The following is a 24,762-nucleotide window of genomic DNA, read 5'->3' on the forward strand; positions in this document are numbered from 1 at the left end:
AAATAACTATATTATAGATTAATATTTACATTATTAATTTGTGTTTTTTTGCAGGTTGTTATACCTATAAAAATAAAAGAGTGGAAAACCACCCTTTTACTATTTGTACTGAGGAAGATATGCTTTATTCTCTTTTATGATGTCATCTAATACCTTTTTAGCTCTTATGGCATCATTTACTAAGGGATGTATGATTAAAGCCTTTAAAGCAGTATTATAATCCCCTGTAACTCCAGCTTCTACGGTTAATTCCTCATAAGCCTTTACCGCTTGGAGCAGTCCTCTTATACTGGTTTCCATATGCCCTACATTTATAGGATGTGCCCCATTTTTATCAATAACGCAGTTGCATTCTATAGCTACATCCCTTGGAAGGTCCGCTATGGTTCCATTATTTCTTATATTTACAATCTGTATATTCTTTCTGTCATTGTATATGGAATCAATTAAATTCACTGCTGCCTCACTATAATGTGCTCCTCCTCTTTTTTCTAATTGTGGAGGTTTAATGCTGAGATTGGGATTCTTATATAGTTCAAATAGTTCACTCTCAACCTTCTTTACAACCTCTCCTCTTGTGCCTGTACCTGCTGCTTCCTCATGACAATACTTTAGCATATGGTCTTTTAAATAGTAATATCTGTGATAAGGACAAGGCATTGCTCCTAGAGCTTCAATGAGCTCTGGCCCCCATTCCATGTTGGGTATATTCTTCATGGTAAAGAATTTGCCATCTTTTATTACTTCTAGGGTTTCCTTAGTTACATCCACTCCATCCTTAAATATTTTTCTTCCCCAAACCAGATGATTTAGTCCAGCAAACTCAATATATATTCTTTCAGGAGATACATTATGCATTTCCGCCGCCATATAAATCATGCCTATGGGCACATTACATAGTCCAATAGTTTTAATTTTTGTATGCTTTAATACAGTTTCTGTAATTATACCTGAGGGATTTGTAAAATTAATTAACCAAGCATTAGGACATAATTCCTCCATATCCTTACATATATCTAAGATCACAGGGATTGTTCTTTGAGCTTTAGCAAAACCTCCAGCTCCTGTAGTTTCTTGCCCTATAAGATCATACTTTAAAGGAATCCTTTCATCTCTAATTCTAGCCTCTAATAATCCTACTCTAAATTGAGTAGTTACAAAATCTGCATCCTTTAAAGCCTCTCTCCTATCTAAGGTAAGATGAATATTTATATCAGCTCCAGCTTTTTCAACCATCCTTTTAGCTAAATTTCCTACAATGTTTAGCTTTTCTTTTCCTTCTTCTATATCCACTAAATATAGATCCTTTAAGGGCAGAGTTCCTTCTAACTTCTTTTTTATAAACCCTTCTATTATTTCAGGAGTATAGCTTGAACCTCCTCCTATGGTTGCTATCTTTAACCCATTCATACTATTTAGCTCCTTCCTCTAGCTTTTCCTTTAATACATTTATCTCTCTCTGCATTTCCACCATCTGAAAGATTAAATCCTTTGCTAAAATAGAGGTCATTAAATGGTCCTGCGCATGTACCATAAGAAGCTTTACCTCCATGGAATTTCCTGCTGCCTCTTCTTGAATCAGGTTAGTTTGAATTTTATGAGCTTCTAAAAGCTCTTTCTTTGCAGCAGCTAGATTCTCTTCGCTTTTTGTATAATTACCTTCCTTAGCATTTTTTAAGGCTTCGAAAACATAACTTCTAGCTGATCCGGAAAAGCTTATTAATTGAAATATAATCTCTTCTGTAAACTGCATGTGCGCCTACCTCCTTGGTCTAAAATAATTTATCTTAAGGCTATTACATGGATTTAGTTGAATTATCTATAGCCGTTTCTTGAGAAGCTTCTTGCTGCTTGATCATAGCCTTTTCATACACCCTATAGAATGGATAGAACAAGAATCCATCTAATACTGCAAGAGCTATAACTAGAACTAAAGCTTTCCAATCCATAGTTGATAAAAAGGCTCCTATGGGTGCAGGCGTTGTCCAAGGTGTATTTATAAAGGCTTTTCCGACGATGCCAAGTTTAACTACATAATAAGCTAGCACACCATTTATTCCTTGTATAAATATAAAGGGAATTGCGAATATGGGGTTTAAAACCATTGGAGCACCAAATATTATAGGTTCATTTATATTAAATAAAGCAGGTAGCAAAGCAACCTTACCTACGGATTTTAAATGTGAGGACCTGCTCTTAAGCATTAAGAATACTAGTGCTAAAGTAGCTCCTGATCCTCCTATAACTATGAAGTAAGACCAGAAAGGTCCTGTAAATACGTGGGTCATAGGGGTACCTGCTAATTTTTCATTAGCATTAAGCATTAAATTTGCATTTACAAAAGGATCTCTTATAGCTCCTGTTATAGCTGCTCCATGTAGCCCTACAAACCATAGTAATTGTGATAAACATGATATTAGGAAGACAGCCAAGGCGCTATCCACTGCATTCATAGCAGGAGTTAAGGCCTTCATTATAGCTTCAGGTATTATCATATGGAAGGATTTTTGGAAAATTAAGCTTATGGCATAAAAAAGAATTACATTTACTATTAATGGAACCAAAGCTTCAAAAGAGGAAGCTACTGCTGGTGGAACTCCATCAGGCATTTTTATAGTAAAATTCTTCTCTTTTAAAAATCTCATAACTTCTATGGATAATAAACCTATTATAATTGCGGTAAACAAGCCTTTAGCATCTAGGTAGGAGCTAGGTAATACCCCTTCCCCTAGAGCTTGAATTGCCTTTAAGTCCATCCCCTCTTTTATTTTAGATAAAGCCACTGAGTTCTGTGCTGGCGCTGATACTAATAAGAAGGTTGTTCCAGATAAAATTGCACCAGATAGGGGATTTATATTATAGGATTTAGAAAGACTATAGCCTATGGCAATGGCCACAAATAAGGACATTATAGCCATGGTCATGTTAAAAGGCATCATTATCTCTGAAAAATTGTTCTGTGCCCATTTATGCCATCCCAGCATAGCTTTAAGAAAAAAATTAGTGCCTTGTGTTCTCTCTGGATCTATAGGAGGAAAAGCAAGGATTAAAGATAATCCCCCAACTATAGTAAGCGGAACTATACTTATCATACCGTCTCTCACTGCCTTAAGGTGTCTTTGATTAGCAATTTTACTTGCTATGGGCATAAGCTTTTCTTCTAGAAAAAGACTAAACTTTTCATAAAAAGAAACCTTTGAACTCATGAATACTCCCCCTCATAATTATCTGGAATTATACAGTTTTCTGGCATGGTCTAATATCTTGTCTCCTTTTACTAGACCGTAATCCATAGTGTTAATAACATCTAAAGGTATATTATGCTTTTTAGCTATAGCCTCAAATTCAACCTTCTTATATCTAATTTGAGGCCCCAGTAACACCACATCATAATCCTTTACTAGACTTTCAAATTCCTCTACGGGTACAGCTACAATGGCGCTGTCAGCTTCCTCAGGTTTTAAAGATTTTTTCATCTTTTCTACAATAAGACTGGTAGACATACCTGCTGCACATACAAGTAAAATTTTCATTACTAACCCCCCTTTATTTTTTTACATACACTTATGTATATAGCATTATCCATGCCAATTTTCATAATAATATAAAAATAAGGGCAATCCTCTTTCTGCCCCTTATTTTTATACATATATATACTATTTTTATACACTATCACCGCTATGGATTAGATTTAATATCCAATTTATACACATTAATAGAATTATATTATCTTCACAAGTATTTATAATAATTTCTATGGACATTATATAGGGATACAAGTTCAACTATTAGCTTATGCATACGCCATAATGGCTTAAAGTTGCCATTTTGGAACATACATAAGTTAAGTTTCACCTTTGTTTCCCTATAGTTAAAGACTCAATATTATCATAACTATAAAACAAGCCTCATCCTCGGAAAAGCCTATATTGTAACTATCTTCAAAAATCTTTAATCCCTTCTTTATACACATAAATTCCTCTGTATAATCTGCAATTATTTTATCTTTCATATAGCATACTGGAGGATTATTTCTACTTAGAAGTCTTGTTATAGCACAGGCTAAATGCAGTATTATTCCAACAACCTTGTCCTTATCTAACTTTTTTTCTATGCATCCTTGAATAGTATCTATAAATTTTATGCACTGTGGTTTAAATCTGCTTATATCTAGCTCTGTAATTTCCATTGCTAGAGCTTCAAAAATACTATTATAGAATCTTTCTAAAGTCTCCGTATTATCAACTATTTCTTTAAGTCTTCCATAGTTGTTATCCATAAACAGTTCTGAGGTGGATATAAAAGGCACTCCATAAATATTGGGGTTTATAGTTCCTACAATAGCTAAAAGCTTTTTATCCTTATTTAATTTATTTATACTGTTATACATATGCTGTTTATCACTTATAGCCATGGGTATAACTTGTATATCCTTTTCTGATAAATTAATCCTTTGCTCTATCATATTCTTAAGCTTTATAGCGCTGCCCTCACCTGTAGTACAAAGGGTTATTATTATATTATCCTTATTAGGTATATAGGTTTGTGCCATGCTAGCAGTGTAAGTGTTTAGAAATCCTAGAGAGTTTTTAGTTTCTTCCCATATTTCATGAATATTCTTTTCTGTAAGAGCCTTTCTAGCGCACTCAATGGCTATCACCGTAGTAACCATATCAATAACCCTTATTTCTATTCCTGTCTCTTCACTTATGAGCTCTCCAAACATACCCAAAGATCCCATGTCCACTAATAACAGCACTCCCGCTCCTTGATTATATTTTAATATGACTTCTTTTATCTCTTCATAGGCTACTTTAGGACTTTTATCCAAAGGCATGTCGTAGCCGTATACATTTTCTCCTCCTACCAGCTTATTAGCCACCTCTGCCATGGAGGAAGCAGTGCTTTTGCCATGCATGGCGATTACCACCACAGGCTTATGATTTAGTCCTTCTTCCTTAGGCTCATCTACACATAAGAACATAGCAATAAAGCCAACTTCGTCTAAGGGTATCCTTATATTAAACTCCTTTTCTAAAGTGCTTGAAAAGTGAAGAGCTATAGCATATTCATCAGGGTGTCTATCTATTATATCTTTAAGATTATGATTTATTATATTTTTGTTTAGCCTTATTCTCTCTATGCTGGAGCTTATATGAAGGCAAAGCCCATAAAACACCTTAGTAGAAAAGATCTTTTTTAATCTATCAGAGGCCATTTCTAAATAATTCTCTACAAGGGTTATAATTTTATTATCCACAATCTTTGACAGCTCTTCTTTTTTAACACCCTTTTCAAATTTTCTTATATATTTTTTAAAATAGTTTTCTATATCAAAAAACATTATAAAATTTATCTCTTCTTCCTCTATTCCCCGCTCTTGAAGCTCTTGAATCCTTTTTTCTATGTCATCATAGAAGCTATTAGGAAGAGAATAGTCATCATAGGCTGCTTGAAGCCGTCCTCCTTTAGGTGTAAAGCTCATTTTCATGTCCTCTTTAACCAATTTATCAACAACTTGTCCGTAATTTTTATATAGAATCAATCCCTGTTTAACGGAGTTTGAAAAATCCGTACTATAAACCCTTATCTTCTTCTCTCCCTTGGATATGCACTTTAAAAAAGCATTAGCACAGCCTAATTGAATATCACTCCTAAGCTGTCCTATATTTCCAAGACAGTTATAAAGAAGAAGGCTCCTCAAAGTATTAGTGGATACTATTATTTCTCTGCCTATCCTTCTTGACTCTATTTTAAAAAACTCACCAATGAGCTCAAACCTTTCCTCCAAGCTTCTTTCTTTTAATGAAGGTATACTTATGGTCATAGGAATCCTTCGAGTAAAGGTATTTAATAATGAACTATCTGCATCCTCAGTAGTAGCACATATTATCATTATTTCACAGTTCTTTTTATTATCAATATCTCCTAAAGGAGTATAAATTCCTTTATCGATAAGCATAAAAAGCATTTCTTGCCCTTCTGGAGGCAGTCTATGTACTTCATCTAAAAAAAGAATTCCTCCATCGGCTTTGTCTACCATACCTAGTCTATCCCTATCCGCTCCTGTGAAAGCTCCTTTTTTACATCCAAAGAGATGAGCTAGAAGCAATTGTGAATTATTAGCATAATCAGCGCAATTAAAATGAATAAAAGGTGCACTGCTAGAAAACATCTGTTTTTCAACTGCAAATTTGTACATAAGCTCAGCAAACATGGTTTTACCAACGCCAGTAGGCCCTAAAAGAAGGGTGTGAAGTCCCTTAGGTGGATATAAAATTGCTGCCTTAGCCTGTTGTATGCTCTTTTTTAAACTCCTGCTGCTTCCTATTAGCATATCAAAATTCATATTCACTTTCTCCTGTGATTCCTTCCCATCTATAATGCTGTATAGTACAGGTTTGCTCTTTAATTTTATTATTCGTTCTTCCTCACAGAGTCTATTTAATATAGTGCTCACATTAGTCCTCTGAAGCTCTAACCCATCTGCAATCTCTTTTGTGGAACAACCCATTTCCTCACCATTAATCTTTTGATTTTCACAGCACTTCTTGAGATATTCATAGACGATATCCTCAGACCTCTTCATTATTTCTCACCCCTTAGAAACCTCTTCATTATAATTATATGCCAAATTATAGAATATAATATATTTAAGTAAAGCAAGCAAGAAAAGAGAAAGCTACTTTTTTAACAGAATCTATTGTGGAAAAATTTAACAATTATATAAAATAGCCTTTAAGAATGGATTGAGAATTCACAGGAAAATATAGTATAATTTAGATATTATTATACAACAGTATGCTGCAGAAATTTTAGAATAGAAAGTGTGTGTGCTTGAATGAGAATAATGTTCTTAGGGACCTCAGCGGCAACATCATGTCCGTTGATCTTTTGTAAATGCAAGGTATGTGAAAATGCTAGGATTAATAAAGGAAGGTAACCCTACCATGGTATTAAAATTATATTCGAGGGAGAGGTCTTATGCTATTTTACAATTTAGAAACAGATAGATTATTTTTAAAAAATATAGAAATTAGCCATAGGGATTTTATATTTAGCCAGTTTTCTGACGAGGTAGTAAATAAATACTTATTCGATGCAGAACCATTAACCGATATCAATGGTGCAGATGAAATTATTACATTTTATACACAGCCTAAGCCACAATTGCAACATCGTTGGGTTATCGTGCGAAAATCAGATGAGATGAAAATGGGTACATGTGGATTTCATTGCTGGAATCGAACAGATTGTAAAGTTGAAATTGGCTATGATCTCAAAGAAGAGTTTTGGGGAAATGGTTATATACAAGAAGCGATGAAAGAAATCATAGCATTCGCCATAGCTGAAATGAACATAAAGGAGATAATCGCATGTATTTATATTTATAATCAAAGATCAATGCGCCTTGTAGAAAAACTTGGTTTTGTTTTATCAGGCTCTAAGGTTGAACTTTTTAGAAATAAAGTATACTTGCATAATAAATACTCGCTTTACATAACTAGATAGAAGAAATAAAATATTTTTTCTTAATAGGGGGTATATGTATTGAGAAAATGCTATTGGTTTATTTTCGCCCTACTAATAATGCTTACTTTCACGTCATGTAGCTATAATAAGAAAACAGCTGCTCCACCTAAAATTCTAATTACATCAGAAGATAAAGAAATTCCTTATGTTGTTGGCTTAAATCAGTGGAATGGCTCTATTTATGATAGGGAAGACACTTTTCAAACAATTATCAAAAAAGACTCTGGCATAAAAGTTCCATACATTCAATTAAGAAAGACTATTCAAATCGATTTTAAAGGGATTAAGCCAGATAAATTAGTATTAAAGGATTATATTTTAAAAGAAAATGGTATTCCTAAGTACACAGAAAAGGAAATAAATGAAATACCAGTTAAACTGATTGACGAAAAGGTAACCTTCAAACTTGATGTGCATATGGCAGCAATGTTAAGTTCAAACAGCAAAGATTATGAACCAGGAAATACAATAAGAGGCTTTAAGATTATTTGCAGCTGGGGAGATAATGAGTGTGAATATGGGTTTATCATTACATCAGATGCTAGGCAGTGAAAAATAGTAAAATTATACTTGTTAGCACTTAGCTTTGTTTAATACTCAAAGTCATTATATTATACCTATGTGAAAAGGAACTGCATGGGGAATTTTTACGCATATAGGTTGTAAAAGGCTTAAAAATTTTTAGATCTGGTTTTTATGAAACGTAATTGTAATATATTGTGTAACTAATGAATAACTACAAAATATATTTTGTAGTATCAAAAGGAGGTATCAATAATGAAAATAGTTTTTATGGGAACTCCTGATTTTGCAGTTCCCTCATTGAAGAAAATGATAGAGAAATATAATGTAAGTGCGATTGTAACACAACCTGATAAACCAAGTGGAAGAGGGAAAAAGGTAGCAATTTCACCAATCAAAGAGGTCGGACTATCGAATCAAATTCCAATTTTTCAGCCCGAAAAAATAAAAACAGACTCTGTAATTATTGATAAATTAAAAGAAATAAAACCTGATTTTATTATTGTTGTAGCATATGGTCAAATCATAACTAAGCATATACTTGACATACCAAGACTCGGATGTATTAATCTACATGCATCTCTCCTCCCAATGTATAGGGGGTCATCACCAATAAATTGGAGTTTAATAAATGGGGAAATAACAACTGGAAATACAACTATACTAATGGATACTGGCATAGATACGGGTGATATGCTTATGAGAAGTGAGTTTGACATATCTGAATCTATGACAGCAGGAGAACTGTACAAATTATTAAAAATAAACGGTGCTGAACTGTTAGAGGAAACAATAAATGGAATTATCACAGGTAAAATTTGTGGGGTAAAACAACAGAGTGATGGAAGTTCTTATGTACAGATGTTAAACAAGCAAATGGCAAAGATTAATTGGAATGACAGTAGTATTAACATACATAATTTAATAAGAGGATTGAGTTCTTGGCCATATAAAAATATAAACTCATGGCCAACTGCTCATACTTATTATAAAGATATTCCAATTAAAATATTCAAATCCAAGTCATTAGAGGCAAATATTATTAAACCACCTGGTTATATAATAGATGCAAATAATGAAGGAATTACAGTCGCCACCAATAACGGTATTCTGATTATAGAAATATTACAGTTTCCAGGGGGGAAACCTCTTGAGGTAAAAGAATTTTTAAAAGGAAATAAAATAGAAAAAGGCATTGTATTATCATAATCATAATTGATTAATAGTCTATATAGGACTACGATATTATGATTATTGGTTCGTAATATTCTTATTTAACGCAACAAAGCATGGAAACTTTTATTATAAAAATACTTTCTGGAAATATGATAAACGTAACTTTAAAATTAATGAGAATTCACTAATATTATTTCGACAAATATAATGGATAAGAATTCATGAAGAGGTAATATCATATGAAAAACACATTAAAAGATGTCATAATCATAAGGAGGGCGACTATATTTTAACCCTCTCGTAAAGTTTGGAGGATTATATGCCTGAAATTATTTATAAAGAAATTAATCAAGAGATTGAGAAAAAAATAATTGCAAAGTATGGCAATTGGGTAAAAGAATTTAACTGTCTACATTATGGTGAAGGTTGTTATTCTATTGCTGCGCTATGTGATAATGACCCCATAGGATTTATTTCAACTTATCCACTTTATTATCCTGAGCCGTTAGAATGTTACTATGATGCATATATTGATGATATTGAAGTTGATAAAGCCTATCGTCGTCAAGGTATCGCTACAAAGCTTATTAAATTGACAGAAGAGTGGGCAAAGAATTACGGATACAATCAGATTCGTGCATGGAGTAGTGATGATAAAATAGAGGCTATTCCTATGTGGCATGCACTTAATTATTGTATGTGTCCAGCTATTATGAGAGGTGAAAGTTTAATTAAGGAATTTATAGGAAAGCCGGTACATGGATATTATGTTGCAAAAATGCTTAATTCCAGAAGATAAGGGAAACATCTCTATATTGTAAGACACATTTTTCTTATAAGTTGACTATTATTTATTCTAATCTGTTTATATCATAGATTTTCTGTGACAAGAAGAATACTTAGATGACTATAAATAATTTTTCAAAATAATATTGTCATTATTAAATGAAAGTAAATATATTGGGGGGATTAAATTAATGTATTCAGATTCCATTATAACAGGGATTTCTAATTTTATATTATTTGCAATTATTCTTCTAATAAGAAAGATAGTGCATAAAGAAGGTCTAAAAGATTTTTTAATTCAATTCGATAAAAGAGCGGTAAGGTTGTTTACGGAAGGTTTTGTCCTAGGTACTATTGGATTCCTAATTTATACAGTAATTGTTTATCTATTTGGTGAAGGTACATATAACTATCACACTAATGCTTTAAAAAATTCCTTATTGTTGTTTTTAATTAATGGTATAGGATGTTTAGCGGTAGCTCTATTTGAAGAATCACTTTTTAGAGGGTATATATTACAAAAATTGCTTAAGAGATTCAATGTGATAAAATCTATAATTATATCTTCATTGATTTTTGGAGGTCTACATCTTTTTGCTTATTCGTCAAACTATTATTTTTGGATAGGGCTTATAAATGCAAGTATTGTAGGTATGCTGCTTTCCTTCATAGTAATTAAAACTGAGTCATTAATGATGGCAGTAGGATTCCATCTAACTTGGAATTTAACACAACACATTTTATTTTTAGATAATAATGTATCTATTAGTTTTAATATAAAAGAAGGTTTACTATCTGGAACATATAAGGTACCTGAAGGGGGCTTAGTAGTAAGCTTAGCCTTATTAGTAATTAGCATTTATATATTTATAAAGTTTAAACAAGAGAAAAAGGAGGGGCATTATGTTAATCAATACACAACCAAAAAAGAAAAATCAGAAATTGAGTATAGCAATTGATTTAGGTTTGATTTTCATATTTTTACCACTATCACTTCCGCTGTTCATTTTATTTGGTAATTATATTAATGCTAATTCGAATTTTATTTCAGTAGTTCTCTTATCAATAATAGAATTTTGCGCTGCAGGCCTTGGGGCTTTTGTAGTTATGTTTATAAGAAAAGAGAGTTTTTCTGATTATGGTATAAAAAAAGATAATATAAAAAAATCGATACTATTTACATTAAGTTTTATAGTAATAATGATTTTATTAAAGTCAATTGATGCTGGAGGATTAGTTTACTTTCCCATGAGAACTCATACCACTGTTCTATACTCATTAAATCTATCCTTCCCATTTAATTTAATTGGGATAATGTTAACTTTTCTAACTTGGGGTATAATCGAAGGATTTTATTATGTTGTAATTATTAAAAAAATTGATGATCTTCTTCCAAAGACTTTAAATCCATGGTTTTCTTTAGCTCCTATAGTTTTTTATTTATATAATTTTATCATTCATTATTCAATAAGAACATTCATTGAGGGAAGAGCTTATGAATTTAGTCTTATAGGTACACTAACAAGCCTTCTGTTAGCTTATGCTATGACCATGCCTAGAAAATTAACTAATAACTCATGGGGAAGTCTAATATATCAGACGCTACAAAATGGAATTGGAAAGTTATAATTCGAAATGATAGACTACTATACCAATGCATTCTAGAAAGAAATATTGAATAAGAATTTGAGCCTACATATATAGCTTAAGCATACAGGCAATCTATTAATGAGAATCTGTATATTTTCAATATTTAGAGGTAAAAAATTAAGACAAGCAATCACAATGATTGCTTGCCTACTACATACTTTTACTCACTTATATTTATAAGCACATCTATAAGCTTATTAGAATGCTTTAAAGGACCAATTCCTCCCACGTAATAATTACTATTAAGTTCATTAGCAAAATACATTTCTTCATTATAATTTGATGACTCTAATTTAGTCTTTAATGGGAATAATATTTTTACAAAATCATTTCTAGCTATTCTATACTTCTTATCATAGATAAACTCTAATACCAACTCTTGTTCTTTAATATTATCCTCTACTGCACCTTTTCCCCTATATTTAAATAATTTATATCTTTGACGAGTATATCTTACAACTTCATTAAACTTAGGACTGTTTTTTTCAACTACTACTTTATATCCATTGCGATACACATAAATTTCTTTTGGACTAGGTATCCTATAATAAATCATAATCTTTATTATAACTATAGCTGCAACAATAAATAGTAATACTTTTAATAATTTTTTAATTTTCACATTTCCTCCTTGATGAGATTAAATACTTTCACCAATACTTAGCAATTTTTTAAGCAAATTAAAATATTTTTTACTTGGACACCACTCCCCCTAACATTTCTCCATTCAACGAATCTATCCACATGATAACCTCTCCGATTAATGGACTTAATCTCTCAAAAGTAATTGCATAAGCTAGCCTTGCATTAGGATTAAATTCTATTGTAGCCTTGTTAGTCCATCTATAATTCGGATTAACTAGTAACATATTTATATCCTTAATATTCCCTACCTTAAACTCTGAAATATTTTCAATTTCATAAATTGCAATCTCCTTTGCTTTTTCTTCATTTAAATTAACTTGAATGTCAGGTTTAGTTGATACAAATCTTTTGCTAGCTGCAGCTACTTCCCCAGTAGAAGGATCTAATGCTACAGTAATAAAATCAGTGTCATATTTATACCCCTTATAAGTTCTAGCCCATTTAAATATTTTGTATCCATTAAACTGATCTTCCGATGTAATTAGACTTTTTTCTTCTTTGCTAAACTGCTCACTAATATATTCAGCTCTTTTCAGCAATAACTCTTTATCTACAATTTTACTTTTATTCTTAATTTCTTGTTGAGCTGTTTTAAGCTTATTAATAAAAGTAATTACGTCACCACTTTCATCTGTTTCAATACTTATTTCATCATTAGTCATTAAATTCTTTTTATTTTTCCAATATGAGTCATTCTTACTAATTATATTTTCAAAATCACCATTAAAATCTCCTGGTTTTTCAACTGGTTTTACATATGCCAAAAATTTGCTAACCTTTTCTTTGGCTAATTTTATTGAAATTTCGCTATTCTCTTTTGCATTAACATTTTGTCTAGTACTAGCTGTGTTTACGAAAAAAACTATGCATATAAATATTACGGAAGCCATAAAACAAATTTGTTTTTTATTAATTATCAATTTAATTCTCCTTTCTAACACACATTGATCAAATACTTAATTATGTGGTGACATAGTCATATTCCACTTTCCATATATTTTATAGTTTGAGCATCCTGATTCAGTATATGCTGCCCAAACACTATCATTTAAATTTTTATTGTATATTGTTAGATTTTCAAGAACTGACTGTGTAAACTTGTATTGTGATGGGGTATCGTAAATAGCTGTTGTCCATCCTAAAAACGCATGATTTAAACCGTCATCATTTGTTATACCAAAAGCAGAAGCCATATATTTATTAGCTCCTACACTACATGCATCAATAAATACAAACTTGTAATATCCATAAGCTTTTGCTTTAATTTCAGCATCAGTAATTGCTGCTTCAGTTCCATTATATCCTGTAAAGATTTTACTAGTTACAGTTGTAGGTTGTGAACCATGTCCACTATAATAGAAACAATGAAGGGATGGTATATGTTCCATTAAGTTAGCTTTTGTAAAAGGCTCATCACTTGGTATTGGAGTATTGTATCCAACATAATCAAAACACTCTTTTGCTTTAGTAGCTTGAGCTCCTGAGTAGAAAAAATACTTATCATATACAGAAAATCCTTCATACGCTTTAGCAACGAGGCCAAGCTGAGAAAATATTATAACAATACTTAACAAACTTACAAACATATGCTTTTTAAACATTAAATAATTCACCCTCCTAAGATTTAATTATTAATTTTATAAATAGATAAATAACTTTTATAAACATTTTACTTCATATTTCGCTAAGTAAGTAAAAATAGAACTAGCTTTATGCATTTTTAACTTTATGCAGTAAAGTTTATTAATATTTAAATGTCATAAATATAAAAATCATTTATCGAAGATGAGTTTTATATTATATTTAAATCAAATTTTCAAAAATAATTATAAGACTAGCCTATTTATGAGCTTAAATTATCTCATAATTTAATTTTGATAAATTTTACTTAAAAATTTAGAAGTTTCTGCACTAACTTTCAAGTATGTAATAAATATAAAAGAAAAGTACAAATATAAAAATCACCCTAAGCATTTTAGTGTTTCGCGTAATAATAAATAAGCTCTCTGTATCTTCTACGCCCTCTAAAAACATTTGCATCCCTTATAAGTTAGGTATAGTATTTATTTTTTGAATTGCATACTACTACGCTTCTAGTATATTCTTGTCAAGGTATCATTCCAAGCTAACTAAATTATTTATAGGCTTATTAATATATGTATATACATATTAACCTTAATCCAATCTATGACTAAAACTGTAGTACTTAATTAAAAAATTTTTTAAATTATGTATTTTTATCTTTAGACTCTAATTATCTATATGAATAGCAAAAAAGGATTTATAATCTAATACAAAGTCTATTAATAACTTTTTATCTAGATAGATTTCTCAACAGTAAATTTTATTTCTTTAACAGCAGGGTAAAAGTAATTATAACAGCTTATACTTAAGTTATATCAATAAACTGTCTATAAAATTGATAATGGGGAAAATACTAAATTTAACATAAGAATATACTCTAAGATCTATTCGATTGTTTAGCATGGTAAATTCGTGAGTTATCCAATAGCATAATAGCGTAGATATTCTCTATCTCTTTAAGAAACTCTAGAGATACTTTAGTATCATACCTTTTATTTTCTGCAGCATTACTTGTCCAGTTTCATAGGTTATCATACTTAAAAATTTAATACATGGATGCTTACTAGTAACAAGAGTAATATAACTTTTTATTTCTTACGAACTATACTTTAATGATAAATTAGTAATCATGAATCATTATTCATCTTTGAATAGACCATGTTCAATATTTTTCCTAATTATATTTTTATGGGCATGGCTCTAAATACAGTTAAGTATATCTGTATCTCTAACGTGCATACGTATATAAATATTATATTTAAATATCATTCTAACTTTTTAAAAATCATATACTTTAGCATAATAGTTATGTCTTGATGTGATTTTTTCTTTCCTATAACAAACATACAATTAAATTTGCTTATTATCATAGCTTATAATTTTTATAATCTTATAGCTGTAGTTATTAGAATGATCTTAATAATCAACTGATTTTATATAGTATTGTTTCTTTTCAATAACTCTTCTTAAGTAGTTCTACAACATAATCTTTTATAGAGCGTAAAATTTAAGAGATTAGATCCGAATTTGGGCAGTTTCTATATTTATATTTTTTCTTTATATTTACATATTATATGTTCTATTCCTTTTTGTCAATAATATGTAAATTGAAATAATCTCATAAAATTACGATAAAATTACCTTTCACTTTTTAAACAGAAAAAGCTAGGTTAAAACAGAACTTAAATCTCCGTTTTAACTCAGCTTCTATTTATTCAGCAGTATTATATAATAATCTTATTTAACCACTTCTACAGCAATATCAAACTTTTCTCCGTTTATATTGCATTCTGTATAGCTAAATTCACCATTATAAACTATTTCTAAGGTTAAGGTTTCTTTCTTAATTACCTCAGCAAATTTCTTAACTACTTCTACTAGCATATCATTGTTAGCTACATATAGGTTAATCTTATCTGCTACTTCAAAACCGCTTTCCTTTCTCATGTTTTGGATCTTGCTTATGATTTCTCTTAAGTGACCTTCTTCTTTTAGAGCTTCTGTGATAGTTGTATCTAGTACTACTCCTACTTCACCTTCACCAGCAAAAGCATAACCTTCTAATCCTTGCATTGTCACAAGTAAGTTTTCGCTGTTTAGCTCTATTTCTGTACCATCTACATTTATAGTTACAGTATTACCCTTTTGGATAGTTTGAGCAAGCTCCATTTGGTTTCTAGCAGCTATTTCTTTTCTTATGCCAGGTATCATCTTACCATACGCTTTGCCTAGCACAGGTAGATTTGGTTTTATTTCAAAGTTAACATATTTTGAAAGGTCTGCTCCAAATTCTACTTCCTTGATATTTAATTCATCTCTTATTATGTCTCCATAATACTCTGGAAGAGACTTAGCGCTCATAAGCATTTTAGAAAGTGGCTGTCTGTTCTTTATATTAGCTCCATTTCTAGCACTTCTTCCTAACTTAACTATTCTATAAGCCATTTCCATTTCTTCTTCTAGCTCTTTGTTAACTAAGTCTTCTCTGTACTCTGGCCATGAGCATAGGTGTAAGCTCTCTTCAGCTTTTTGATCTAGATTAACCACTAGATTTTGATATATTTCTTCTGTGATAAATGGAACAAATGGCGCTGCTACTTTGCATATAGTCACTAATACTTTATATAATGTTACATAAGCTCCTATCTTATCATCAGTTAATTCTTCACTCCAGTATCTTGCTCTGTTTCTTCTTACATACCAGTTAGAAAGCTCATCTACAAACTCTTCTATAGATAATGCAGCTTGAGTTATTCTATAGTTTTCTAAATCCTCATCTACGGATTTAACTAAAGTGTTTAATTTTGATATTATCCACTTATCCATTACATTGTCTGAAGTAAAATCAGCATATTTTGTAGCATCAAACTGATCTATCTCAGCATATAGCACATAGAAGGAGTACACATTCCATAAAGTGCTTAGGAACTTTCTTTGAGCCTCTGCCACGTCATCCTTTGAGAATCTTGTTGGAAGCCATGGTGCACTAGCAGTGTAGAAATGCCATCTTGTAGAATCTGCTCCTTGAGTTTCTATAACATCGATTGGGTCTACTACGTTTCCTTTATGCTTTGACATCTTAATTCCTTGCTTATCTAAAACGTGTCCTAGCACTACGCAGTTTTCAAAAGGCTTCTTATCAAATATAGATGTAGATATAGCAAGTAATGTATAGAACCATCCTCTTGTTTGGTCTACAGCCTCTGAAATAAACTGCGCTGGGAAGTTAGCTTCAAATATTTCCTTATTTTCAAAGGGATAGTGATATTGAGCAAAAGGCATGGAGCCTGAGTCGAACCAGCAGTCTATAACCTCTGCAGTTCTCTTCATTTCCTTACCGCACTTTTCACATTTTAAATGCACATTATCTATATATGGTTTATGAAGTTCTATGCCTTCTGGCACATTGATTCCTTTATTCTTTAATTCTTCAACACTGCCTATGCACTCTCTATGACCGCAATCGCATTCCCATATTGGCAGTGGTGTTCCCCAGTATCTGTCTCTGGATATACCCCAGTCGATTACACCTTCTAAGAATTTACCCATTCTACCCGTTCTCACGTTGTCAGGATACCAGTTTATATTGTTATTGTTCTCTAAAAGCTTATCTCTTAGAGAAGTCATTCTTACAAACCAGCTTTCCCTTGGATAGTATAATAATGGTGTATCACATCTCCAACAGTGTGGATAGGAGTGTGTAAACTTCTCCGATTTATATAGCATATTGTTTTCTTGCATGTACTCAAGGATCTTGGGGTCTGCCTTTTTAACGGAAACCCCTGCCCAAGGCTCTACGCAGTCAACAAATTTACCTTCTGCATCTACTAGGTTTATTAATGGAAGATTATATTGTTTGCACACTAGGTTATCATCTTCACCATAAGCTGGTGCTGTATGAACTATACCTGTACCATCTGTTAGGGTAACGAAGTCTCCATGGATTACTATGAAGGCCTTTTCTTCTGGTGTATAGAACTTAAATAATTGTTCATACTCTAAGCCTAATATAGCTTCTCCCTTAAATTCCTTAACTACTTCATATTCTACTTCTCCAAGAGCTTTTCCTATTAGCTCCTTTGCTAATATATAAGTCTCTTCTCCAACCTTGATTTCTGCATAATCATATTTTTTATTTATGGTTAACGCTACGTTAGAAGGTAGTGTCCAAGGAGTTGTTGTCCAAGCTAATATGAACTTGTTTTCTTCTCCCTTTACTTTAAACTTAACAAAAGCTGTAGATTCCTTTACATCCTTATAGCCTTGAGCTACTTCGTGAGAAGATAGACCTGTTCCACATCTTGGGCAGTAAGGTAGAACCTTATGTCCTTTGTATAATAGGTTTTTATCCCACATTTGTTTTAATGCCCACCATACAGACTCTATATAGTTGTTATGGTAAGTAACATAAGGATTATCCATGTCTACCCAGAAGCCTATTTTTTCAGACATATCCTTCCACATGCTTGAATAGGTAAATACGCTTTCCTTACATTGCTTTATGAAATCTTCTACTCCATACTTTTCTATCTCTTGCTTTCCTGAGATACCAAGCTTCTTTTCGATTTCAAGCTCTACTGGAAGCCCATGAGTATCCCAACCAGCTTTTCTTAAAACCTTATAGCCTTTCATTACTTTATATCTTGGGATAAGATCCTTCATAACTCTTGTTAAAACGTGGCCTATATGTGGCTTACCATTAGCCGTTGGCGGTCCATCATAAAAAGTAAAATATTCTGCATCTGGATTTAAATCAAAATTCTTTTGAACAACATCTTTTTCTTCCCAAAGCTTTAATATATCTTTTTCTATATCTACAAAGCTCCTTGAAGAGTCAATTTTTTTGTACATATTTCTTTCCCCTTTCCATATTCAATATTATGTGCTATTATGTGCTTCAAATAAAAAAACTCCATCCCGCAGGACGAAGTTGTATTCGCTATACCACCTAAAGGTTATACTGCCCTATTTAAATTTTAAATACATATTACACTTACATAGGCAGCTTATTTCAAGCACATTATTATGCTCTATTCCTTAACGCAGAACTACGGGCTCACTTACTTTAATAGCATATTTCAGCTGCCAACTCCTAGGTGATTTTCTTTAAATTCTCCCTATGGCTTCGCACCTACCGCCACTCTCTGAAAGGCTTAAACTTAAATACTTTTCCTATTCACAGTTTTTAATTACCTTTGATTATATTATAACTAAAGAATATTGTCAATTTCAAAAATTACTCTCTAAAAAGTTTTTTAAGCTACTAAATTCCTTAATGTAGGTTTCCTTAATTCTCTTAACTATCTCCTTAGCTGCATCTTCATCGTACATATGTGAAGTTCTATTCCTATCTAACATCATTTCAATCCAAATGTCCCCATCAGAAATCACTCTATGCATAAAGGCAGTTTTAATAGTACTTCTAGGTGCTAAAGCCTCATCTAAAACTCCCTGATCCTCTAAATATAACTTCATAGCCTTCCAGCTTTGTTCAAAGGTAAATTCAAACCTTTGAATAATTCCGTCCACTATTATATCATCAGAAATATCCTTTTCTAAGGCTTCCTGTAATCTACTTAAGGCATTAGTAAAATCTTTAATTCTTTCATTTAATTTTTTACCCATTATATATGATTACCCCTTCCTCTAATATATTATTTATCAGCTCTTTCTTGCTTATTTCATTAAAAGATAATATATCAAAACTCAAGGGAGTAGTTACTTCATTTATATCCATACTAATTTTCGCTAAAACTCGATGAGTAATCTCCTCACCAAATATGCATAGATCTACATCTGAATTATATTTATTATCGCCTCTAGCTCTAGAACCAAATAATACTACCTTTTCAATTTGTGAATACTTATCAAAGATTTGTTGCAATTGAAATTTTAATTTATCATCCAACATTATTATATCTCCCATACCAAGAAGTATTAACCTTTATATCCTTTATTATAACACAAAATTGTTATAAAATTAAGGGAAAACAAAAATGCCTTCCCTTGTAACATGAGATTATTTAGCTGCTTCTAGTATAGTCTCTTTGCTTTTATTTATTTGTTGTAGATCCATTAATATTAGTATTAAGCTTATAATCACTATTATTAGTAAGTGAAGCATTTAGTGCATCTATGGTTGCACTATCTCCCATATTGTCAATAGCTTTATTTACTTTAACATTTTTGGTTTTCTTATTTCTATTCATAAGAAGGACTCCTTTCATACTGTAAACATATATTTATACAGTTATAGCATTTGCATATTATTTATCAATATGCATGGTAAAAAGAGACTACATAGCCCTATCTTTTAAAGTTCTTACCTCTTCTACTATATCAGTAAACTCCTCATGCTCCCTTATAGGGTCAAGGCTAGGATCTTCAAGCATTTTGCTTATATTTTCATATAAATTCATAGTAAGTGAGCGTTCTCCCACTTCCATGTCATTAAAGCACCATATATTATTAATCTGCGAAGCCTTATTAATGTCCTGTTTTTTTATCTCCCCTAGCATAAGCTTCAACATTTCAATAGCTTTACGCTTATCATTTTTCTGTATATATATTTCAGCTAGATTATAGTACTCCATGAATAAATTTAGAGCTGTTGCTTGCTTAAATTTAATAGGCAATTGAGAATACCTTTCTGCTATATCAAAATCTTTTTCATATTTTCTGTAGGAACCAGCAAGAGACATGCAAGTAAGGGATATATCATGAATACTCTTGTATAATTTACTTTGAAGTATTCTTCTTGCTTCTTTAAGCTTACCTTGCCTAATATATACACTAGACAATATATCATTAGGATCACAGTGACTCCTATGCATTTTGTTTAGTACTTCTACAGCTTTATCATATTCCTCTAAATCTGAATAAAGCGCTCCTAATTGAAATAATGATGGTTCCACCAATTCTACATCCATTGAATTTGCCACTACTTCTTCCAAAAGCTCTATAGAATATTTTATCATATTATTATACTTTTCTTCATCGCCACCTTTCCAAGAATAGGCGAAAAATAAATAAGCTATTCTAAACTTTAAAAGATAGCTGGAAGGATATTTTTTCATATAATCCTCACTTAATTCTACAGCGGCATTAAAATTCTCATTGCTGCTAAAAGCTGCTTCACATTCCTTAAATATTTCTATCACTTCTTCTTTAGATATATCAATTTTAAAATTTAAAAGCTTATCTATAGTCACATTAAAAAAGGTAGCCAGCACAGGTAACAAAGTGATATCTGGATAAGAAGCTCCGCTTTCCCATTTTGAGACAGCTGCTGTAGAAACTCCTATAAAGCTTGCTAACTGTTCCTGAGTTATGGATTTTTCTTTTCTTAATCTATATATAACTTCTCCTATGATTAATTTATTCAAAGCAATCACTCCTAAACTAAATTATATATTTAGTATACAGTAACACCTTTCCCTTACCAATGGACGGGTAGTTGATTATGATGGAAGATAATTAACCTATGGTTAATTTCATATATAAATTGCTTTAATCATTAAGAAAAATGAGAATGCTCCAATCACAGTTATTCTTCTACAACAACTTTAACTATATATTCCACAAAATGATCTTCGTCCCAACCCGCATAAATAAAATAAGTGTATTCGCCTGCTTCTTTGGGAACTCTGATACTATCATTAGTCAAATCAATATCTTTAAGAACATAGTTTTCTTTATCTGTTCCTAAGACTTGCTTTACATTGAAATTTTTTATGTTTTTATTTGAAGATAACATTAACTTCAAATGGCCCTCTCCTGGTACTTTATATGGTTTTATTTTTTTAGCTACTTCAACTACTCTATATCCTAGATTAGAATTTGAGTTTTTAAAGCTAGACCAATTATATTCATTTTTAGTAGCCTCAAACTTTTTGCCATTAACTTTAACTATTAAGTTTGGAGCCGATAATGGAAGGTTTATTTGAGTACTTTCATACATGAAAATCAGTATTATTATAAGTAATCCTATTAAAATAAATTTATTTTTAGCTATTGATTTATTTTTTTCCATAACAAACCTCCTTTCATATTAATACGTCATAAATCTTGTATAGTTTCTGTTATGTAATTATTGAATAAATGCTTATTACACCGTTTACATAAAGAGCTAATTAATGATAATATATTTATGTTGAGTAAATTTATACATTTTAAAAATCCTATTAAAGAGGAGGACTAATCATGCTAATAAAAGAACTTACACAAACCTTCGGGGTAAGTGGATATGAGAGAGAAGTAAGAGAACTAATAAAAACTACTGTAAAGGACTATGCCGACGATATAACTGTAGATGCCCTTGGAAACCTAATTGTTTATAAAAAAGGTGTAGGAGAAAATAAGAAAAAAGTAATGGCTGCTGCTCACATGGATGAGATAGGCTTCCAAGTTATGAAAATCGATGATAAAGGGCTAATTAGAGTTAGGGCCATAGGTGGAATTCCTGTAACTGCTACTGTGATGAACAGAGTTAAATTTAGAAACGGAACTCCTGGAGTAGTATGGTGCAGTGTTAAAATTGACGACATAAAAAATGACATAAAAAAATTATATATAGATATAGGAGCTCAATCCAAAGAAGCAGCAGAGAAATGTGTAAAGGTTGGAGACGTGGCTTGCTATGATGGCGAATATTTAGAGCTTCAGGATGATAACTTTATAGCTAAAGCTTTAGACGACAGAATAGGCTGCTACATAGCTATAGAAGCTTTAAAGAAATTAGAAAAGCCTTATAATGATGTTTATTTTGTATTTACTGTTCAAGAGGAGGTAGGGCTTAGAGGTGCTACCGTTGCTGCGGAAAGAATAAAGCCTGATTTAGGAATAGCCTTAGATGTTACTGTAGCTCATGACTTCCCTAATTCTGGTGAAGGAAGCAATGCTCTAGGCGGAGGGGCTGCAATTAAAATTTCAGATGCTTCTGTACTTTGCGATGAGTACCTAGTGGAAGAAATGATTAAATGTGCTGAAGAGAATAATATCAAGTACCAAAGAGACATTATTGACGCTGGCGGTACTGACGTTGGAGCTATAAACAAGTCTTACTACGGAGTAAGAGCTTCTGGTATATCCGTAGCTACAAGATATGTACATGGACCAAACTGCTTCGTAAATAAGAAAGATACAGAAGCTTGCATAGAATTATTGACTAACTATGTAAATAGAGAGTTTAAATTTGAATAATCCATAGTAGAATAGTAAATAAATATTAAAAGACTTTATCCTTGTGCTGTAAAAACACAGGGATAAAGCCTTTGTTTTTATAAACTCATATACGATAAAATTTAACTATTTTAAAAACCTATATAATATAAAGGCTATTATTAAAACCCATATAGCGGTAATAACCACCCCACCGATAATGCTTCTCGGATTATCTTTATCCTTTTGAGCATCTGCTTCCAGCCTGCATTTCTCCATTAACTCTAAAGGTACAAGCTTCACTACCAAGGTTACACCCAAGGGTATAAGTATAAGGTCATCTAAGTATCCTAATATAGGTATAAAATCAGGAATTAAATCTATTGGACTCAATGCATAAGCTATGACAATAGCTGCTAATATCTTGGCAGGTACCGGCATATCTGGGCTTTTATATGCTAAATATATAGCTTTAAGCTCTCTTTTAAAGTATTCAATTTTCTGCTTTATTATTTCTTTATAATTCTTACTCACTATAGTACCCTTTCTTTCATGTGTTTTAATATGGTAATATTCCAATTTTAGCATAAATAAAGGATAAATAATATATGGTTTTTATATTTGCTCTATTACACATTATTTATGTTAAATACAAAATTCAGAATACATATCTACTTTATTCAATAAACTACGATATATTACTTGTAAGAATATATCATAGTTACAAAAAAATATATAAGGAGGTGTGATTATGCAAGTTCTTTCTTCTCCATATTTCCGAACATCCTTAACATCTTTAAGCTATGTATCTAATAATAATAAAAATATTAAAAATGAAGTCAATCACCATATGAACAAAAATAAAAGTATAAATTCGGGAGTACAACTAAAGAAAAATAATTTATTGGAAAACTTAATGAAGCAAAAAGAAAAATTAATGGAAAATAAACAGACTATTTTAGATAGAGCAGCTAAGAGAAATACCGATCCTGCGTCGATAAAAGAAAAGCTTGAAGAAATCGACAAACAAATGAAAGAAATCGACAAGCAAATAACTAAGCTTCAACTAGAAGAACAACAGAAAAAAATGGGTACTAAAAACAAAGAAGGCAAAAAAGAAAATCTTCAAAATACCTACGATGAAGACTCTTCCCATAATAATTTAAGTGATGCCTCTATGGAAAACCTCTTAGAATCTTCTACTACACTAAGAAAAGCTAAACTTTTATCTCGTCAAAGAAAAGAAGTATCAAGTAAAATAAAAGTCTTAAATGGCGAAATAAGAGCAGATGAAAAAAGAGGTATTAATCCCACTGATAAAAAAGAAGCTGCTACTAAGCTTCAGAATAATATGGAGTCTATTGAAGAAAAATTTGGAGAGGCATTAAAGGATGCCAAAACCAAGGTTAAACGCAAGCAAATTTTGCATAGCATTGAATATTATAGAAACAATAACTTAAGCAGTACTAACAAGTTTAATGAGCAAATTAATACTATAGCCTAATTAAACTATTAAAAATAAATTTTAACCTATGGAAATCTATCCATAGGTTAAAATTTATTTTATTTCAAGAAGAAATACTATGAGAGTGACTAAAGACGTAGAAATGCTAGGTATCCTGATGATCTATATAAGTGCAATGTAACCCAACCTATAGCTAAATTATCCACGGAATAAACAGCTTTACTAAATTCCATTTTACTCAA

At 31.4% G+C, this 24,762-nt stretch carries 23 protein-coding genes and 1 other annotated feature; of the genes, 8 read left to right on the plus strand and 15 right to left on the minus strand.

Annotation, left to right across the window (positions count from 1 at the left end; genetic code table 11):
• Positions 1-99 precede the first annotated feature (99 nt).
• The 5 genes from BN2665_RS01485 to BN2665_RS01505 all read right to left on the minus strand — a co-directional run bounded on the left by BN2665_RS01485 (position 100) and on the right by BN2665_RS01505 (position 6,589).
• Positions 100-1,410, minus strand: a complete 1,311-nt coding sequence (locus BN2665_RS01485; RefSeq protein ID WP_055665343.1) for a 6-phospho-beta-glucosidase — start codon at positions 1,408-1,410, stop codon at positions 100-102.
• 1 nt (position 1,411) lies between these two features.
• Positions 1,412-1,753, minus strand: a complete 342-nt coding sequence (locus BN2665_RS01490; RefSeq protein ID WP_055665344.1) for a PTS lactose/cellobiose transporter subunit IIA — start codon at positions 1,751-1,753, stop codon at positions 1,412-1,414.
• A gap of 43 nt (positions 1,754-1,796) precedes the next feature.
• On the minus strand, positions 1,797-3,206 hold the full coding sequence (locus tag BN2665_RS01495) for a PTS sugar transporter subunit IIC (protein ID WP_055665345.1): 1,410 nt from the start codon (positions 3,204-3,206) through the stop codon (positions 1,797-1,799).
• A gap of 18 nt (positions 3,207-3,224) precedes the next feature.
• Complete coding sequence (locus BN2665_RS01500) at positions 3,225-3,533, minus strand: PTS sugar transporter subunit IIB (protein ID WP_055665346.1); 309 nt, start codon at positions 3,531-3,533, stop codon at positions 3,225-3,227.
• Positions 3,534-3,871: 338 nt separating this feature from the next.
• Entirely contained in the window at positions 3,872-6,589 is a 2,718-nt protein-coding gene (locus BN2665_RS01505; RefSeq protein ID WP_055665347.1) for a sigma-54-dependent transcriptional regulator, read from the minus strand.
• 395 nt (positions 6,590-6,984) lie between these two features.
• Here BN2665_RS01505 and BN2665_RS01510 point away from each other — a divergent pair, with 395 nt between their 5' ends.
• From BN2665_RS01510 to BN2665_RS01535, 6 genes are all read left to right on the plus strand, one after another.
• Positions 6,985-7,512 carry a GNAT family N-acetyltransferase gene (locus BN2665_RS01510; RefSeq protein ID WP_055665348.1) on the plus strand — a complete coding sequence of 176 codons (528 nt, stop codon included), beginning with the start codon at positions 6,985-6,987 and terminating at the stop codon, positions 7,510-7,512.
• 39 nt (positions 7,513-7,551) lie between these two features.
• Positions 7,552-8,085: a hypothetical protein gene (locus BN2665_RS01515; protein WP_055665349.1), complete on the plus strand. Its 534-nt coding sequence runs from the start codon at positions 7,552-7,554 to the stop codon at positions 8,083-8,085.
• Between the two features lie 225 nt (positions 8,086-8,310).
• Complete coding sequence (gene fmt, locus BN2665_RS01520) at positions 8,311-9,264, plus strand: methionyl-tRNA formyltransferase (protein WP_055665350.1); 954 nt, start codon at positions 8,311-8,313, stop codon at positions 9,262-9,264.
• A 286-nt stretch (positions 9,265-9,550) separates the two neighbouring features.
• Entirely contained in the window at positions 9,551-10,030 is a 480-nt protein-coding gene (locus tag BN2665_RS01525; RefSeq protein WP_055665351.1) for a GNAT family N-acetyltransferase, read from the plus strand.
• A gap of 178 nt (positions 10,031-10,208) precedes the next feature.
• Positions 10,209-10,976, plus strand: a complete 768-nt coding sequence (locus BN2665_RS01530) for a CPBP family intramembrane glutamic endopeptidase (RefSeq protein ID WP_055665352.1) — start codon at positions 10,209-10,211, stop codon at positions 10,974-10,976.
• Positions 10,921-11,646: a hypothetical protein gene (locus tag BN2665_RS01535; protein ID WP_055665353.1), complete on the plus strand. Its 726-nt coding sequence runs from the start codon at positions 10,921-10,923 to the stop codon at positions 11,644-11,646. The genes BN2665_RS01530 and BN2665_RS01535 overlap by 56 nt, the downstream gene beginning before the upstream one ends.
• Before the next feature lie 181 nt (positions 11,647-11,827).
• Here the strand turns inward: BN2665_RS01535 and BN2665_RS01540 are convergent, their stop codons facing one another.
• The 9 genes from BN2665_RS01540 to BN2665_RS01575 form a co-directional block, all read right to left on the minus strand.
• Positions 11,828-12,289, minus strand: a complete 462-nt coding sequence (locus tag BN2665_RS01540; RefSeq protein WP_055665354.1) for a hypothetical protein — start codon at positions 12,287-12,289, stop codon at positions 11,828-11,830.
• Between the two features lie 70 nt (positions 12,290-12,359).
• Positions 12,360-13,232: a hypothetical protein gene (locus BN2665_RS01545; RefSeq protein ID WP_055665355.1), complete on the minus strand. Its 873-nt coding sequence runs from the start codon at positions 13,230-13,232 to the stop codon at positions 12,360-12,362.
• A 36-nt stretch (positions 13,233-13,268) separates the two neighbouring features.
• Positions 13,269-13,913, minus strand: a complete 645-nt coding sequence (locus tag BN2665_RS01550; RefSeq protein ID WP_055665356.1) for a hypothetical protein — start codon at positions 13,911-13,913, stop codon at positions 13,269-13,271.
• A gap of 1,720 nt (positions 13,914-15,633) precedes the next feature.
• Positions 15,634-18,747 (minus strand): isoleucine--tRNA ligase, encoded by a 3,114-nt coding sequence (gene ileS, locus BN2665_RS01555; RefSeq protein ID WP_055665357.1) that lies wholly within the window; start codon positions 18,745-18,747, stop codon positions 15,634-15,636.
• Between the two features lie 66 nt (positions 18,748-18,813).
• Positions 18,814-19,085: a binding site (T-box leader), on the minus strand.
• A gap of 40 nt (positions 19,086-19,125) precedes the next feature.
• Positions 19,126-19,521 carry a nucleotidyltransferase substrate binding protein gene (locus BN2665_RS01560; RefSeq protein ID WP_082435756.1) on the minus strand — a complete coding sequence of 132 codons (396 nt, stop codon included), beginning with the start codon at positions 19,519-19,521 and terminating at the stop codon, positions 19,126-19,128.
• A complete protein-coding gene (locus BN2665_RS01565; protein ID WP_055665359.1) occupies positions 19,514-19,807 on the minus strand; it encodes a nucleotidyltransferase family protein in 294 nt (97 codons plus the stop codon). Before BN2665_RS01565 ends, BN2665_RS01560 begins: the two co-directional genes overlap by 8 nt.
• A 142-nt stretch (positions 19,808-19,949) precedes the next feature.
• Positions 19,950-20,105 (minus strand): hypothetical protein, encoded by a 156-nt coding sequence (locus BN2665_RS27260; RefSeq protein WP_195892643.1) that lies wholly within the window; start codon positions 20,103-20,105, stop codon positions 19,950-19,952.
• Positions 20,106-20,192: 87 nt separating this feature from the next.
• Positions 20,193-21,281, minus strand: coding sequence for a helix-turn-helix domain-containing protein (locus BN2665_RS01570; RefSeq protein WP_055665360.1), 1,089 nt, complete (start codon positions 21,279-21,281; stop codon positions 20,193-20,195).
• A 161-nt stretch (positions 21,282-21,442) separates the two neighbouring features.
• Positions 21,443-21,928 carry a hypothetical protein gene (locus tag BN2665_RS01575; RefSeq protein WP_055665361.1) on the minus strand — a complete coding sequence of 162 codons (486 nt, stop codon included), beginning with the start codon at positions 21,926-21,928 and terminating at the stop codon, positions 21,443-21,445.
• A gap of 170 nt (positions 21,929-22,098) precedes the next feature.
• Between BN2665_RS01575 and BN2665_RS01580 the strand changes: the two genes are divergently transcribed.
• Positions 22,099-23,097, plus strand: a complete 999-nt coding sequence (locus tag BN2665_RS01580; RefSeq protein ID WP_055665362.1) for a M42 family metallopeptidase — start codon at positions 22,099-22,101, stop codon at positions 23,095-23,097.
• 105 nt (positions 23,098-23,202) lie between these two features.
• Here BN2665_RS01580 and BN2665_RS01585 read toward each other — a convergent pair whose 3' ends face one another.
• On the minus strand, positions 23,203-23,589 hold the full coding sequence (locus BN2665_RS01585; RefSeq protein ID WP_242865881.1) for a YkvA family protein: 387 nt from the start codon (positions 23,587-23,589) through the stop codon (positions 23,203-23,205).
• Positions 23,590-23,806: 217 nt separating this feature from the next.
• Between BN2665_RS01585 and BN2665_RS01590 the strand changes: the two genes are divergently transcribed.
• Positions 23,807-24,559: a hypothetical protein gene (locus BN2665_RS01590; RefSeq protein WP_055665363.1), complete on the plus strand. Its 753-nt coding sequence runs from the start codon at positions 23,807-23,809 to the stop codon at positions 24,557-24,559.
• Positions 24,560-24,762 lie beyond the last annotated feature (203 nt).

Source organism: Desnuesiella massiliensis (genome assembly GCF_001403615.1).
GTDB lineage: Bacteria > Bacillota > Clostridia > Clostridiales > Clostridiaceae > Desnuesiella > Desnuesiella massiliensis.